This is a genomic window from Sphaerisporangium dianthi (genome assembly GCF_042654065.1).
Taxonomy (GTDB): domain Bacteria; phylum Actinomycetota; class Actinomycetes; order Streptosporangiales; family Streptosporangiaceae; genus Sphaerisporangium; species Sphaerisporangium dianthi.
Map to the genome: position 1 here is coordinate 261,673 of NZ_JBHSFP010000007.1, position 14,791 is coordinate 276,463.

12 protein-coding genes are annotated in these 14,791 nt (G+C 72.6%); 5 read left to right on the plus strand and 7 right to left on the minus strand.

Annotated features, from left to right (window positions below; genetic code table 11):
• Window positions 1–14 precede the first annotated feature (14 nt).
• The 3 genes from ACFO60_RS13900 to hemG all read right to left on the minus strand — a co-directional run bounded on the left by ACFO60_RS13900 (window position 15) and on the right by hemG (window position 2,985).
• Window positions 15–554 (minus strand): hypothetical protein, encoded by a 540-nt coding sequence (locus ACFO60_RS13900; protein ID WP_380840545.1) that lies wholly within the window; start codon window positions 552–554, stop codon window positions 15–17.
• Between the two features lie 222 nt (window positions 555–776).
• Window positions 777–1,478 carry a hydrogen peroxide-dependent heme synthase gene (hemQ, locus tag ACFO60_RS13905; RefSeq protein WP_380840546.1) on the minus strand — a complete coding sequence of 234 codons (702 nt, stop codon included), beginning with the start codon at window positions 1,476–1,478 and terminating at the stop codon, window positions 777–779.
• Window positions 1,479–1,536: 58 nt separating this feature from the next.
• Window positions 1,537–2,985, minus strand: a complete 1,449-nt coding sequence (gene hemG, locus ACFO60_RS13910) for a protoporphyrinogen oxidase (protein ID WP_380840547.1) — start codon at window positions 2,983–2,985, stop codon at window positions 1,537–1,539.
• A gap of 135 nt (window positions 2,986–3,120) precedes the next feature.
• Between hemG and ACFO60_RS13915 the strand changes: the two genes are divergently transcribed.
• Window positions 3,121–4,377 carry a DUF4349 domain-containing protein gene (locus ACFO60_RS13915; protein WP_380840548.1) on the plus strand — a complete coding sequence of 419 codons (1,257 nt, stop codon included), beginning with the start codon at window positions 3,121–3,123 and terminating at the stop codon, window positions 4,375–4,377.
• A 29-nt stretch (window positions 4,378–4,406) separates the two neighbouring features.
• Here ACFO60_RS13915 and hemE read toward each other — a convergent pair whose 3' ends face one another.
• The gene (hemE, locus tag ACFO60_RS13920) at window positions 4,407–5,444 is read right to left on the minus strand and encodes a uroporphyrinogen decarboxylase (RefSeq protein WP_380840549.1); all 1,038 of its coding nucleotides are present in this window, start codon (window positions 5,442–5,444) and stop codon (window positions 4,407–4,409) included.
• 704 nt (window positions 5,445–6,148) lie between these two features.
• Between hemE and ACFO60_RS13925 the strand changes: the two genes are divergently transcribed.
• Window positions 6,149–6,751, plus strand: a complete 603-nt coding sequence (locus ACFO60_RS13925) for a DUF3000 domain-containing protein (protein WP_380840550.1) — start codon at window positions 6,149–6,151, stop codon at window positions 6,749–6,751.
• Window positions 6,748–7,995, plus strand: coding sequence for an HRDC domain-containing protein (locus ACFO60_RS13930; RefSeq protein ID WP_380840551.1), 1,248 nt, complete (start codon window positions 6,748–6,750; stop codon window positions 7,993–7,995). Before ACFO60_RS13925 ends, ACFO60_RS13930 begins: the two co-directional genes overlap by 4 nt.
• Window positions 7,996–8,048: 53 nt before the next feature.
• Here ACFO60_RS13930 and ACFO60_RS13935 read toward each other — a convergent pair whose 3' ends face one another.
• From ACFO60_RS13935 to dxs, 3 genes are all read right to left on the minus strand, one after another.
• Complete coding sequence (locus ACFO60_RS13935) at window positions 8,049–9,104, minus strand: LacI family DNA-binding transcriptional regulator (RefSeq protein ID WP_380840553.1); 1,056 nt, start codon at window positions 9,102–9,104, stop codon at window positions 8,049–8,051.
• A gap of 173 nt (window positions 9,105–9,277) precedes the next feature.
• Window positions 9,278–10,750 (minus strand): amino acid permease, encoded by a 1,473-nt coding sequence (locus ACFO60_RS13940; RefSeq protein WP_380840554.1) that lies wholly within the window; start codon window positions 10,748–10,750, stop codon window positions 9,278–9,280.
• Between the two features lie 167 nt (window positions 10,751–10,917).
• Window positions 10,918–12,873 (minus strand): 1-deoxy-D-xylulose-5-phosphate synthase, encoded by a 1,956-nt coding sequence (dxs, locus tag ACFO60_RS13945; protein WP_380840555.1) that lies wholly within the window; start codon window positions 12,871–12,873, stop codon window positions 10,918–10,920.
• Window positions 12,874–13,060: 187 nt separating this feature from the next.
• Between dxs and ACFO60_RS13950 the strand changes: the two genes are divergently transcribed.
• Together ACFO60_RS13950 and ACFO60_RS13955 are read left to right on the plus strand one after the other, a co-directional pair.
• Complete coding sequence (locus tag ACFO60_RS13950; RefSeq protein ID WP_380840557.1) at window positions 13,061–13,852, plus strand: neutral zinc metallopeptidase; 792 nt, start codon at window positions 13,061–13,063, stop codon at window positions 13,850–13,852.
• A 103-nt stretch (window positions 13,853–13,955) separates the two neighbouring features.
• Complete coding sequence (locus ACFO60_RS13955) at window positions 13,956–14,768, plus strand: neutral zinc metallopeptidase (RefSeq protein ID WP_380840558.1); 813 nt, start codon at window positions 13,956–13,958, stop codon at window positions 14,766–14,768.
• Window positions 14,769–14,791 lie beyond the last annotated feature (23 nt).

Consider the following 14,791-nt stretch of genomic DNA (forward strand, 5'->3'; position numbering starts at 1 on the left):
GGGGCGGCGGACGGTCAGTTCGGGGCGGGGTGGGTCAGGCGGCATGACCTGTCGCCCGCGCCGAGGATGTTGGCGAGCACCGGGTTGCCGTTCTGACCGAACTCCGCCTGGACGAACACCACCGGATGCTGGTCGCCGACCTCCTGGACGAGGTACTCAAGGCCCCGCTTGCACAGGTCGATCGCCGATCTGGAGTTGTGCGCCGACTCGGGCAGGTCGGTGTAGATGCGCAGGTATTTGCCGACGGTCCTGATGTCGGTGATCCGCTTGACGGCCTTGTCGCGGACCCAGCGCTGCTTGAAGTAGCTCACCGCGCCGACGTCGGTGTGCTCGGAAGGGCCCGACGCGGTCCTCGCCGGGTCGCGGGCCTTCTTGGCCTTGGCGCCGGCGGCCCTGACCTGCGCGCCTCCCCCGGCCTGCGCCGGCGTGGCCGCGGGCGCGGACGCGACCTTCGGCGGGGTGGGCGCCGCGCCGGAGGCGGCCTGACCGCCGTCCGGCCGCAGGAACACCCCGCCGACCGCCAGGACCGCCACCGTGACGGCGGCGAGTCCCAAGAACCCCTCGAGAACGCGTGTACGGCGGGCCTTGCGCCGCCGATGTCCCCCTCGCCTGGACCGTGCCAGACTCTTGCCCCTGGTCACCCTCTGCCTCACTTCGACACGGGAATCTCCCTGAGTATGCCAAAGATCGCATCCTCGCGCCGGTTGTTCCGTCAATGTGATAGATGCGCCGTTTGAGGCTTGAGTGACAGATGCCCGATTTGCCGGGTTAGGCCGTTACGGCAGCGCGGTCACCAGCTCCCCGACCGGCTTGCGGGTGCCGGTGTAGAAGGGCACCTCGATCCGGGTGTGCCTGCGGGCCTCCGCGGCGCGCAGGTGGCGCATCAGGTCGACGATGCGGTGCAGGTCATCGGCCTCGAAGGCGAGGATCCACTCATAGTCGTTGAGCGCGAACGACGACACGGTGTTGGCGCGGACGTCGGGGAAGGTGCGGGCCAGAGCGCCGTGCTCGGCGAGCATCTTACGGCGCTCGGAGTCGTCCAGGAGGTACCACTCAAGGGAGCGCACGAACGGGTAGACGCAGACGAAGCCTCGGGGCTCCTCCTCCGCCAGGAACGCCGGGACGTGCGACTTGTTGAACTCGGCGGGACGGTGCAGGGCCATCACCGACCACACCGGCTCGCTGGCCCGGCCGAGAGAGGTCCTGCGGAAGCGGCCGTAGACCTCCTGGAGGTCCTCCGGGCTCTGCGCGTGCCACCAGAACATGTAGTCGGCGTCGGCCCGGAACCCGGCCACCTCGTAGAGGCCGCGGGTCACCACGTCCTTCTCGGCGGCCTGGGAGAGCAGGGCCTCCACCTCGTGCGCCAGGTCCTGGCGCTCGCCGGGCAGTTCGTCGCGCACCCGGAAGACCGACCACATGGTGTAGCGGATCACCTCGTTGAGATCGCGTGCCTTGGGCCGCGCCTTCTCGTCGCTCACAGTTCAGCTCGCTTCCGTCGAAATGCCTTCACCGCGCCGGCCGGGCCCTGCACGCCGCTCAGCGGCCGCCGGCCGCCGGCTGGTCCTCACGCCATTCTCCTCCGTGCCGCTCACGCAGGTGCGCCAGGATGGCCGCCGCGGCCGTTCGGGCGGAGGCGACGCACGCCGGGATCCCCACCCCGTCGTAGGCGGCCCCGCACACGGCGAGCCCCGGCTGGACGGCCACGGCGGCGCGCACACGCGCGACGCGGTCGAGATGGCCCACCTCGTACTGCGGCAACGCCCCGCCCCAGCGGGTCACCCGGCTGTCCAGCGGCAGGCCGCGAACCCCCATGACCTCGGCCATCTCGGCCATCGCCAGGGCGACCAGCTCGCCGTCGTCGCGCTGGAGGACGGCCTCCTCCCCCAGACGGCCGATGGAGCAGCGCAGCACCAGCACGCCGGGGTCCGCCTCGGCCAGATGGGGCCACTTGACAGTGCTGAACGTCACAGCCTTGACCGCCCGGCCCTCGACCGGCGGCACGAGGTAGCCGCTGCCCGACGGCTGCTCGGGGAACGCCGCGCGCGGGTAGGCCAGGGTGACGATCGCCATGCTGGCGTACTCGACGCGGGCCAGCTCGGCGGCGGCCTTCGGCACCTCGCCCGACAGCAGCCGGCCGGCCGCCGGGGCGGGAACCGCGAGGATCACCGCGTCGGCGTCGATCGTCTCGGGGGCGCGGGCCGGGCCGGTCACCAGGCGCCAGCCCTCGCGCGTGCGGCTCAGCTCGCGCACCATGACGCCGGTCCTCACCTCGGCGCCGGAGGCGGCCGCGACCGCCTCGGGCAGGCCCCCCATGCCGCCCCTCAGCGTCGTGAACACCGGGCCGGCGTCCTTCGGGGCCTTCGCGGCGATGGCCCGCGCCGCCTGGAGCAGCGAACGCTCGGTGCGGGCGGCCGTCGCGACGGCCGGCATGGTCGCGTCCAGCGACAGCATCTCGGCCCGCCCGGCGTAGACGCCTCCGAGGATCGGCTCGACCAGCCGGTCGAGGACCTCGCCGCCCATGCGCGCCCTGATGTAGGCGGCGACCGAGACGTCGGAGGTGATCAAAGTCGCGGGCAGGATCTGGTCGAGGGGCACCCGGGCGAGGCCGCCGGGCGACAGGACTCCGGAGCGCACGAGGCCGGTGATGTCGGAGGGGACGCCCATGACCTGCCCCTTGGGCATCGGCCGCAGCGCGCCTCTGCTGAGGATCGACGCCCCTACCGCGGCGGGGTCGGCCAGCTCGCCGCCCACGCCGGCCATGCGCGCCAGCTCTTTGCCCTCGGGACGCCGGGCCAGCATGGCCTCGGCGCCCTCGTCCACCGGGATGCCGGCGACCTGCGAGGTGTGCAGCTTGCCGCCGATGCGCGAGGCGCCGTCGAGCACGGTCACCGCCATGTCGCCGTCCTCGTGGCGGAGGTGCCAGGCCGCGGCCAGCCCCGCGATGCCCCCGCCGACGACCACGACGTGCCGCCGAGTTGGTTCCATGTCTCCAGACGTTACCGCTCGCCGGGTCCCGTGCGCGCGGGGCCACCGCGCGGCCGGCGGCCTCCGCCGGAGACCGTGACGGCATTGTGACGCCGAACGCCAAACCCGTGCCGGAAACGGTTCGTCAACCAGGGCATGAACGAATTACGGTGCCGCCCGGCCCTCGCCGTGGCCCTGGCGGCGGTCGCTCTCGCCCTCTCGGGCTGCGGCGGCTCAGGAACCTTCGATTCGGGCGGCGCCCCGGCCGCCGCGCCCGCGCAGAGAGTGGAGACGCAGGCGCTGCCGGACGCCGGGAACCAGAAGGGACCGGCGGCGGACGACGCCGCCCGTCCCCGGTCCCAGCCGGCCGATCAGGTCGAGCAGGCCGAGCGGGCCATCGTGTACACCGGCGAGGTGCGGGTGCGGGCCACGGACGTCACGGCGGCGGCCGAGAAGGCCAAGCAGATCGTCCTCGCGTCCGGCGGGCGGCTGGACAGCGAGCAGGCCGCCTCTCTCGGGCGTCAGGACACCGCCATCCTCGTGTTCAAGATCCCCCCGGACCGCTATTCGGCCGTCACCGACCGGCTCGGCAAGGAGCTGGGCACCCGGCTGTCGCTGAAGCTGGACACCGAGGACGTGACCGAGCAGGTCGCCGACGTGGACAGCCGGGTGAAGTCGGCCAAGGCGGGGCTCGAGCAGCTGCGCTCGTTCCTCAAGAGGGCCAAGAACGTCACCGAGGTGCTGAAGGTCGAGCGCGAGATCTCCGGCAGGGAGTCCGACCTGGAGGCCCTGCAGGCACGCCAGCGCAGCCTGGCGGAGAAGACCTCCTCCGGCACGCTGACCGTGCACCTGGAGAGCGTCGTGCGCCCCTCGCCCGTCGTGCGCTCGCCGAAGCCGGAGCCGCCGAACTTCTTCACCGGCCTGCGGTCCGGCTGGAAGACCCTGAAGGAGACGGCGCGGATCGGCCTGGCGATCCTCGGCGCGCTGCTGCCGTGGCTGGTGGTGCTCGGCGTGCTGTGGGCGGCGTACGCGGCCGTGCGCCGTCTCGTGCGGTCCGTGCGGAAGGGCCCGGACACCGTCGCGTCCGACGACCCCGCGCGGTCCGCGGATCCCGCGCCGCACACGGAGCCCGAACGGCACGAAGAGTCCGAACGGTACGAAGAACCCGAACGGCACGAAGAGCCAGAACGGCACGAAGAACCCGAACGGCACGAAGAGCCAGAACGGCACGAAGAACCCGAACGGCACGAAGAGCCAGAACGGCACGTGGAACCCGAACGGCACGAAGAGTCCGAGTCGCACGCGGAGTCCGGGCGTCCCGGCGGGGCGGGCGTACCGGGAGCGGACGGCCCCGGTGAGCCCGGCCCGCCGCACGCGCCGGGCCGGGACGAGGGACCCGGCCGGCCCGGGTAGACGCCGGCGGGGCGAGCGGGCCTCGGCGGTCAGCGGGCCGAGGCCTCGTGGACGAGGTCGGTGAGGCGGGCGAGCTGGTCGGGGTCGGTCGTGGGCGGCACCCCGTGGCCGAGGTTGAACACGTGGCCCTCCGCCGCCCGCCCGCGCGCGAGGACGTCGAGCGCCCGCCGCTCGACGACCTCGAAGGGCGCGAACAGAACCGCCGGGTCGAGGTTGCCCTGCAGGGCCTTGCCCTCGCCGACGCGGCGCGCGGCCTCGTCCAGGGGGACGCGCCAGTCGACGCCCACCACGTCCGCGCCGGCCTCGCCGAGCAGCGCCAGCAGCTCGCCGGTGCCCACGCCGAAGTGGATGCGCGGCACGTCAAGGTCGGCCAGGCCGGCGAAGATGCGGCCGGCGTAGGGCAGGACGAACTCGCGGTAGTCGTCGGGGGCCACGGCGCCGACCCAGGAGTCGAACAGCTGGACGGCCGAGGCGCCGGCGTCCACCTGGAGGCGCAGGTAGGCCAGCGTGATCTCGGTGAGGCGGTCCATGAGCGCGTGCCACAGCGCGGGCTCGCCGTACATCATCGCCTTGGTGTGGTCGTGGTTCTTGGAGGGCCCGCCCTCGATGAGGTAGGAGGCCAGCGTGAAGGGGGCGCCGGCGAAGCCGATGAGCGGCGTGGAGCCGAGCTCCTTGGTCAGCGCCCCGATGGCCTCGGTGACGTAGGGCACGTCGCCGGGCGACAGGTCGCGCAGCGCGGCGACCGCGGCGGCGTCCCTGATCGGGTCGGCGACGACCGGCCCGACGCCGGGCTGGATGTCCAGGTCGACGCCGATGGCCTTGAGCGGCACCACGATGTCGCTGAAGAAGATCGCCGCGTCCACGCCGTAGCGCCGCACGGGCTGCATCGTGATCTCCACGATGAGGTCGGGGGTGGCGCACGCCGTGAGCATCGGCACCTCGGCGCGCACGGCGCGGTATTCCGGCAGCGATCGTCCCGCCTGGCGCATGTACCAGACGGGGGTGTGCGGAACGGGCAGTCGCCGGCAGGCGCGGATGAACGGTGACTCGGCGGTCTCTGGATTCACCCGACCAGATTGCCATGGGGGTCCCGCGGTAGGCGCATCGCGGTGCCGGCGGAAGAGGTCCGTTCCCGTCTTGCGGGCGGACCGCAAAGTTTGCCGCGAAAAAGTTACCTGCCAGGCCGATGTCCGGTCATGAGGAATGACGCCGCGATCCGTACACTATGTCTGGTTCGGTAGGGGAAGGCCCGTGCCGGGATGGCCGCCGGCCGGGTCAACCAGCGGCCAAGCGCAGGTACAGTACGTCTCACGCGAGGTTCGTGATCATGTCGCGGCTGGTTCAAAAGCTTCTCAAATCACCGCGCGGCGCTGATTCGGTGACCACTTTCGGGACACGCCGAGCGCGTTGCGGGGAAATGTCGCCGTGACGTGTCAACGTCGGACCAGCCCTCGAGTTCACGGACAAGGCGCGCGCGGGGAAGCGCCGGCCAGGCGGCGGCGTGCGCTGTCCGTGCGAGCACTCGATCTTGGGACCCGACGAAAGGCCCGCGATGACCGCGATGTGGAGTTCCTGCGAGCACCGCACTGTGCGTTGTGCGCTCCGTGCCGGCGAGCGGCCGTTCGAGGAGCGACCCCGCCCCCACCTTCGCCACGACCGGGTCTACATGGAGCGTGGCGGCACACCGGTGATGGCGGCTTGATCACCTCCGGTGTCCTTCGCGCATACCCCCCTGCTTCCGGCCCCGCCCGCTCCGGCCTACGCTGCCATCATGACCATCGGTGACGCGCCGCCGGCTCCCGCCGCATTCCGGCGGGCGCTGTCGAGTCTGCGTCCCGCCAAGGTCAGGCCCGAGATCGAGCTGGAGGACATCCCCGCCCCCCAGCGGCTCGCCCCCTACTCCGGCGCGGTCGGCGCGTCGGTCTACCGCGACGACGACGAGCTCGCCGTCGGCCGGTTGATCATGCTGTTCGACCCCGACGGCCAGCGCGGCTGGGACGGCCCGTTCCGCCTGGTCGCCTACGTCCGCGCCGACATGGAACCGGAGATCACCTCCGACCCGATGCTGGGCCCGGTGGCGTGGAGCTGGCTGACCGAGTCCCTCGACTCCCACCACGCGCTGTACGCCGCCGCCGGGGGCACCGTCACCCGCGCGGTGTCCGAAGGGTTCGGCAACAAGTCCGACGACCCGGTGACCACCGAGCTGGAGCTGCGCGCCTCGTGGTCCCCCCTCGAGGAGGACCTGTCGGCCCACGTCGCCGCCTGGTGCGACCTCATCTGCCTCGCCGCGGGCATCCCACCCCTGCCACCTGACGTCGCGGCCCTGCCGCCGCGGGCCGCGCGTCGCGAAGACCCGGAGTCCTTCAGGACGTGACCGACGAAGAGATCATCCCCACATCCGAGATAGTGCCGCTCCTGGAGCCCCGCGAGGGAATCCCGCCGGTCATCGAGGACCCGGCCGCGCTCGCCGCGGCCGTAGACGCGTTCGCCCAGGGCACCGGCCCGGTCGCCGTCGACGCCGAGCGCGCCTCCGGTTACCGCTACAGCGGCCGTGCCTATCTGGTCCAGCTGCGCCGGGCCGGGGCCGGCAGCGCGCTGATCGACCCCATCTCCTGCCCCGACCTGTCGGAGCTGGACGCCGCGCTGGCCGGCGCCGAGATCGTGCTGCACGCCGCCACCCAGGACCTGGCCTGCCTGGCCGAGATCGGCTTCGTCCCCCGCAGGCTCTTCGACACCGAGCTGGCCGGGCGGCTGCTCGGCTACGAGCGCGTCGGCCTCGGCACGATGGTGGAGAACGTGCTCGGCCTGCGCCTGGAGAAGGGGCACTCGGCGGCCGACTGGTCCCACCGCCCGCTGCCGGAAGACTGGCTGCGCTACGCCGTCCTGGACGTCGAGGTGCTCATCGAGCTGCGGGACATGCTGTACGCGGAGCTGGAGAGCAGCGGCAAGCTCCCCTGGGCGCAGGAGGAGTTCGCGGCGATCCTCGCCGCTCCCCCGGCGCCGCCGCGCACCGACCCCTGGCGGCGCACCTCGGGCATCCACCGGGTGCGCTCAGTGCGCGGCCTCGCGGTGGTGCGCGAGCTGTGGACGCTGCGCGACGAGCTGGCGCGGGAGGCCGACCTGGCGCCCGGCCGGGTGCTGCCGGACTCCGCCATCGTGACCGCCGCGCTCGAGCAGCCGCGCACGACCAAGTCCCTGACCGAGATCCCCCCGTTCACCGGGCGCAGCGCGCGGCGCCACCTGCGCGACTGGCTGAACGCCATCGGCCGGGCGCGCGTGCTGCCCGAGACCGAGCTGCCGCAGCCGAGCGGTCCCGGTGACGGGCCGCCGCCCGCTAACCGCTGGGCCGACCGCGACCCCGCCGCGGCCCGGCGGCTGGCCGCGGCCCGGGCGGCCGTGGCCGCCCTCGCCGACGCCAACCACATGCCGACCGAGAACCTGCTGCAGCCCGAGGCCGTCCGGCGCCTCACCTGGGAGCCGCCGGACGATCTGGGCGACGAGGCGGTGGCCGAGCGGCTGCGCCGGCTCGGGGCGCGCGAGTGGCAGATCGCCCTTGCCGCCCATCCGCTGTCCAAGGCGCTGATCCGCCTGGCGGCCAAGGAGGACGTCGGCGGCTGAGCCGCCGCGCGGGCGCCGCCCGTGCCGGGACGGCCCGCGCGCCGACGGGGCCTTCAGGAGGCGACCACGCTCGGCGGTGCGACGGCGCCGGTGTCCACGGGCGCGTCGCCCAGCCGGCCGACGCTCTCGCGGAGCACGACCTGCCCGGCGATTTGCTCGACGCGGCGCTCGGCCTCACCGGAGAGGGCGAGGTCGAGGGCCAGCGTGCCCATGCGCGACAGCGGCAGCCGCACCGTCGTCAGCTCGGGGACCACGTCGCGCAGCGAGGGGATGTCGTCGAACCCCGCCAGCGACAGATCGCGCGGCACGGCGACCCCCCGCCTGCGGAAGGCGGCCAGCGCCCCCATCGCCATGACGTCGTTCACGGCGAACACGCAGGTGACGTCGGCGCGCATGTCCAGCAGCTCGTCGGCGGCGGCCAGGCCGCCGTCGCGGTCGAACCCGCCGTGCACGATGACCGGCGCGGGCAGGCCCAGCTCGGACAGGCCTTCGACGAAGCCGGACGTGCGGTCGGCGGCGGTGAACAGGTGGGGCGGCCCCGCGAGCACGGCGAACCGGCGGTGCCCCTCGCCCGCGATGGCCAGGGCCAGCTCGCGCGCGCCCTCGCGGTTGAGCGGGGCCACGGTGTCGGTGCCGAGGAGGTCCTGCCCGATCATGGCGACCCGGCCCCCGGAGGAGCGGTACACGTCGAGCTCGGCGCGCAACTTGCCGATCATGTAGTCGTCGGCGACCCGGGACCCGGTGATCAGGACCGCGCGGGCGCGCTGGGCGTGCAGCGTGGCGACCAGGGCGATCTCGCGTTCCGGATCGCGGTAGGTGGTGCCCAGCGTCACCACCATGTCGTGCAGGTCGGCCGCGCGGATGGCGCCGTCGGCGATGGCGGCGAAGTAAGGGTCGGTCAGGTCCTGGATGATCACCCCCACGACGTTGCTGGCGCCCCGCGCCAGGGTCTGGGCGGCGGCGTCCACGCGGTAGCCGAGCTTGGCGGCCGAGGACTCCACCCGGGTGCGCAAGGCCAGGCCCACTTGGCGGCTGCTCCCGTTGAGCACCCGCGACGCCGTCGCCAGCGACACGCCCGCGTGCCTGGCGACGTCCTCAAGTGTGATCATGGCGCCCTCCTCATCCCCCTGCGCGCCCCTCCCTCAATTGTGCGGCCAATTGTGCGGCGCTCGGCGCGTGCCCGGTCACGCCCGCACCGCGCACACGGTCGCGCCCGCGCCGCATCCCCCGGCCGCGCGGGCCTGCGCGCATCCGTACGGCCCGGCGAACGGCCCGCGGCCGGCTACTCGGAGCGCGCCGGCGACGGCTGCTCGACCCGGCTGTGACGCCGCCCGTAGGCGAAGTACAGCACGACGCCGACGGCCATCCAGATCACGAACCGCAGCCAGGTCTCGACCGGAAGGTTCAGCATCAGGTAGAGGCAGGCCAGGATGGACAGGATAGGCACCAGCGGCACCAGCGGTGTACGGAACGCGCGCGGCAGGTCGGGGCGGGTCCTGCGCAGGATCATCACCCCGGCCGAGACCAGCACGAAGGCGAACAGCGTGCCGATGTTGACCAGCTCGGCCAGCGCGGACAGCGGGATGAACCCGGCGAGCAACGCGGTGGCCACGCCGATGATGATCGTGATGCGGTAGGGCGTGCCGAATCTCGGGTGCACGGCGGCCAGGCCCCGGGGAAGCAGCCGGTCGCGGCTCATGGCGAAGAAGATGCGGCTCTGGCCGAGCATGAGGATCATCACGACCGTGGTCAGCCCGGCGAGCGCTCCGATGCTGATGATGGTCGCGAGCCAGTTCTGGCCGACGACGCGGAACGCGCCCGCGAGCGGGGCCGAGCGGCTGAGCCGGTCGTAGGGCTGCATCCCGACGACCACGAGCGAGACCGCGACGTACAGCAGGGTGCACAGGGCCAGGGAGGCGATGATGCCGATCGGCAGGTCGCGCTGCGGCTCGCGGGTCTCCTCGGCGGCGGTGGCCACCACGTCGAAGCCGATGAAGGCGAAGAAGACGACGGCCGCGCCCACGAACACGCCGAGCACGCCGTAGGCGACCGGGGTGAGGCCGAAGATCACCTGGATCAGGGGCGCCTTGAGGCCGCCCACGGCCGGCGTCGGCTGCGCGTCCGGCACGAAGGGGACGTAGTTGGCGCCCTTGACGAAGAACAGACCGGCGACGATGACCAGCAGCACCACCGCCACCTTGATCGTGACGATGACCAGGTTGAACCGGGCGGACAGCTTGATGCCGGCCACCAGCACGGCGGTCAGCGCGAGCACGACGACGACGGCGGGCACGTTGAACGTCGCGTGCTCCCCGGCGAAGGTGGCCGGCAGGTGCACGCCGAGCGCCGCCATCAGCTCGCTGAAGTACCCCGACCAGCCGACGGCGACGACCGCGGCGCCGAGGGCGAGCTCCAGCATCAGGTCCCAGCCGACGATCCACGCGGGGAACTCGCCGATGGTGGCGTAGGAGAAGGTGTACGCCGACCCCGCCACCGGCACGGTGGAGGCGAACTCGGCGTAGCACAGGGCCGCGAGGGCGCAGACGACGCCCGCGACCACGAACGACAGCGCGACGGCCGGGCCCGCGGTGTCGCGGGCGACCTGGCCGGTCAGGACGAAGATGCCGGTGCCGACGATCACGCCGACCCCGAAGACGGTCAGGTCGAGCGCGCTGAGACTGCGGCGGAGTCTGTGCTCCGGCGCCTCGGTGTCCTCGATCGACCGCTCCACCGACTTCGTCCGGAAGATCGACATACGCGAGCCCCTTGATCGTGACTGACCGCGAGAGGACGCCTTCCACGAAAGCGCAGACCATGCCTACCCCCGGCGGGGGTGAACATTCCTCCCGGGCGGCACGGCGTCCCCCCTGCCGGGGTCATGAGGCCCGGGGGGACGGCTCGCCGAGGTCACAGGGCTCGGGGTCAGTGTGCGGGGTCGCGTTCGAGCACGGCCGAACGGCCGGCCACCGCCCCGGTGATCTCGCGGGCGAGGTCCTGGCCGGTGAGGCCGACCTCGGCGAGGATCTTCGGCCGCTTGGCGTGGTCGAGGAACCGCTGCGGGATGCCGAACGTGCGCACCGGGACGTCGACGCCGGCGTCCCTTAGCAGGCGGGCGACGGCGTCCCCGACCCCGCCGACCCGGCCGTTGTCCTCCACGACGGCGACGAGCCGGTGGGCCGCGGCGGCGTCGGCCAGGGCCTCGTCCAGCGGCTTGACCCAGCGCGGGTCGACCACGGTGGCCGAGATGCCCTGCGCGTCCAGCAGCACGGCGGCGTCCAGGGCGACCTGCGCCATCGGCCCGGCCGCGATCAGCAGCACGTCGGCGTCCTCGCCGCCCGCGCGCAGGACGTCCATGCGGCCGAGCCGGCCGGTGGCGGGGATCTCGGCGCCGACGGCTCCCTTGGGGAAGCGCACCACGGTCGGGCCGTCGTCGACCTCGACGGCCTCGGCGAGCAACTCGCGCAGCCGGGCGCCGTCGCGCGGCGCGGCGATCGACAGCCCGGGGACGACCTGGAGGATGGACATGTCCCACATGCCGTTGTGGCTGGCCCCGTCGTCACCGGTGACCCCGGCGCGGTCGAGCACGACGGTGACCGGCAGGCGGTGCAGGGCGACGTCCATGAGGAGCTGGTCGAAGGCCCGGTTGAGGAAGGTGGCGTAGATGGCGACCACGGGGTGCAGCCCGCCGAGTGCCAGGCCCGCGGCGCTGGTGAGGGCGTGCTGCTCGGCGATGCCGACGTCGTAGATGCGGTCGGGGTAGGCGTCGGCGAAGGCGGCCAGGCCCGTGGGGTGGAGCATGGCCGCGGTGATGGCCACGATGTCGCGGCGCTCGGCGCCGAGGCGCACGAGCTCCTGGCCGAAGACGTTGGTCCAGCTGTGCGGCTTGGGCTGCTCTTCGCCGGTGAGCGGGTCGAACGGCTGGGGCGAGTGGAAGCGGTCCTCGTCGTGGTTCTCGGCGTGGGAGAAGCCGTGGCCCTTGGTGGTGAGGACGTGCACGATGACCGGCCCGCGGAAGTCGCGGGCCTTGCGCAGGGCGGCCTCGACGGCCTGCTCGTCGTGACCGTCGATCGGGCCGACGTACTTCAGGCCGAGGTCCTCGAACATCACCTGCGGGGCGAGGATGTCCTTGACGCCCTTCTTGACGCCGTGCAGCGTCTCGTACAGCGGGGGGCCGACCATGGGCACCCGGCTGAGGTTGCGCTTGACGGACTCGAGGAGGTCCTCGTACTTCTGCGTCATGCGCAGGGACGACAGGTGGGAGGCCAGGCCTCCGATGGTGGGCGAGTAGGACCGGCCGTTGTCGTTGACCACGATCACCAGGGGCAGGTCGGGGTCCTTGGCGTGGCCGGCGATGTTGTTGAGCGCCTCCCAGGCCATGCCGCCGGTCAGGGCGCCGTCGCCGATGACCGCGACGACGGTGCGGTCGGTCTCGCCGCGCAGCTTGTACGCCTTGGCGAGCCCGTCGGCGTAGGACAGGGCGGTCGAGGCGTGGGAGTTCTCGATGACGTCGTGGTCGGACTCGGCCTGGCACGGGTAGCCGGACAGGCCGCCCTCCTGGCGCAGGGTGGTGAAGTCGGCCGACCGGCCGGTGAGCATCTTGTGGACGTAGGCCTGGTGGCCGGTGTCCCACAGGATGCGGTCGCGCGGGGAGTCGAAGACGCGGTGCAGGGCGATGGTCAGCTCGACGACCCCGAGGTTCGGGCCGAGGTGGCCGCCGAAACGCGAGGTGGTGGACACCAGCAGGTCGCGGATCTCCGCGGCCAGGACGACCAGCTCACCGGCTTCCAGGCGCTTGAGATCACCCGGACCCTTCACCGATTCCAACAGGTCGGCCTTCTCCGCGCCCGAACCTTCGGTTCGCTGGGTCCGCTCGCTCACGGAATCATCTCCTCCGCCTTTTACCGACGCGCATCGAGTCTATTCACCTGAGGGCCTCACCCCTCCTGCTCGCCCCAGGGTCCCACCCCTGCGGCGCCCTTTGGGACATGCTCGTGAAACCTCCACAACTTGTCCACATTAGATCGGTTTTACGTCGAGTGCGCAGCTCGCGTACCCTCGCGGGATCATGCGAACGTGCACCCTGGTCATCCTTTTCGCCCTGATCGCGAGTCTGCTGTTCGGCGGCGCGCCCGCCCAGGCCGCCCAGGCCGCCTACCCGGTCACGAACGCGGATGCCCTGACCAGGAGCCCGCTGTACGCCACCGGCCGCCTGCCGTGGGCCTCCTGCCCCGAGCGGCCGGTGCGGGCCGGCGACGTCGCCTCCGTGCGCGCCTACCTGGCGCCGCTGGTGCGGTGCCTGGGCGCCGTGTGGTCGGTCCAGCTCCAAAGAGCCCGGATACCGTTCAGCATGCCGCGTGTGAGGTTCATCACCAGGCCTCAGCGGGCGTGCGGCGGAAAGTGGCGCAAGGACGTGCAGGCGCTCTACTGCAACGGCGACCACCAGATCACCCTGCTGCTGGACCAGGGAGTCGTGGACACGCCCGAGGACCTGTTCCTGCTTGACGTGATCGCCCACGAGTTCGGCCACCACGTGCAGAACCTGTCGGGCATCACGCGCGCCTACGACGGGCTGGACAGCCGCGGCAAGGCCGAGGCCGTCGAGCAGACCCGCCGGCACGAGCTGCAGGCCGAGTGCCTGGCCGGGGTCTTCATCGGCGGCGTCTGGCCCTCGCTGAAGCGCGGCCGCGGCGACTGGAAGGACCTGCTCGACGCCGGCCGCCGCTCCGGCGACGAGAACTCCTACGTGCGCGACCACGGCAAGGGCGCCAACATCGCCGCCTGGCTGGACCGCGGGTTCCGCGCCGCCTCGCCCTCCGTCTGCAACACCTGGACCGCCTCCGCCGCCGCGGTCGCCTAGAACCGCGGCGGGCCGCCGGACGCGGGCGTCCCCCGGCGGGCCGGTCTGCGATCTGCCTCGTTTGTCGGCTCTTACGCGCACATAGCGGCTACTCTCCTCTGCTGTGATCAGTCGAAAGCGCTCCACCACGCTGTCGGCCGGACTACTGACGGCTCTGTGTCTCGCGGCCTCGACGCACGGCGCCCCCGCGGCCGCGGCCTCCTACCCGGTCAACCGCGCCGCCCTGACCCGCAGTCCCCTCTACACCTCCGGCAGGCTTCCCACGGCGGACTGCCCGGAGAAGCCCGTGACGCCGGGCAGCGTGAGCTCCGCCAGGAGGTACGTGCTGCCGCTGCTGGACTGCCTCGGCGAGGCGTGGAAGGCCCAGCTCGCCAAGGCGCGCATCCGCTTCTCCAAGCCCGGTGTGCAGTTCATCACCCGGCCGGGGCGCGTCTGCGGTCACAAGTGGCCGAAGAACGCCCAGGGGCTGTACTGCCCCTCGCAGCGGCGGATCGTCATCATGCTCGACAAGCACCTCACCGAGCAGGCCGAGGACCTGTTCCTGCTGGACGTGATCGCCCACGAGTACGGGCACCACGTGCAGAACCTGGCCGGCATCGAGGCGGCGTTCAACAGCCTGACCTACCGCGGCAAGCCGGAGTACTACGAGCAGTACCGCAGGCTCGAACTGCAGGCCGAGTGCCTCGCCGGGGCCTTCGTGGGCAGCATCTGGAACTCTCTGGACCGCACCTCCGACGACTGGGACTACCTGCTGGAGGCCACCCGCGAGAGCGGCGACGAGCGCGCGAAGGTGCGCGACCACGGCAAGGGACGCAACATCGCCAACTGGCTGAGCCGCGGCTTCAAGGCCGCCGGCCCCGGCGCCTGCAACACCTGGGCCGCCGGTGCCGCGATGGTGGCCTCCACCCCCGCCTAGCGCGGCGCCCCCGTGCCACTCGC

Coding starts and splice junctions, on each gene's coding strand:
- ACFO60_RS13935 (WP_380840553.1), bottom strand. CDS start 9,104: ATGATCACACTTGAGGACGTCGCCAGGCACGCGGGCGTGTCGCTGGCG.
- ACFO60_RS13915 (WP_380840548.1), top strand. CDS start 3,121: ATGAACGAATTACGGTGCCGCCCGGCCCTCGCCGTGGCCCTGGCGGCG.
- hemG (WP_380840547.1), bottom strand. CDS start 2,985: ATGGAACCAACTCGGCGGCACGTCGTGGTCGTCGGCGGGGGCATCGCG.
- ACFO60_RS13940 (WP_380840554.1), bottom strand. CDS start 10,750: ATGTCGATCTTCCGGACGAAGTCGGTGGAGCGGTCGATCGAGGACACC.
- ACFO60_RS13950 (WP_380840557.1), top strand. CDS start 13,061: ATGCGAACGTGCACCCTGGTCATCCTTTTCGCCCTGATCGCGAGTCTG.
- ACFO60_RS13925 (WP_380840550.1), top strand. CDS start 6,149: ATGACCATCGGTGACGCGCCGCCGGCTCCCGCCGCATTCCGGCGGGCG.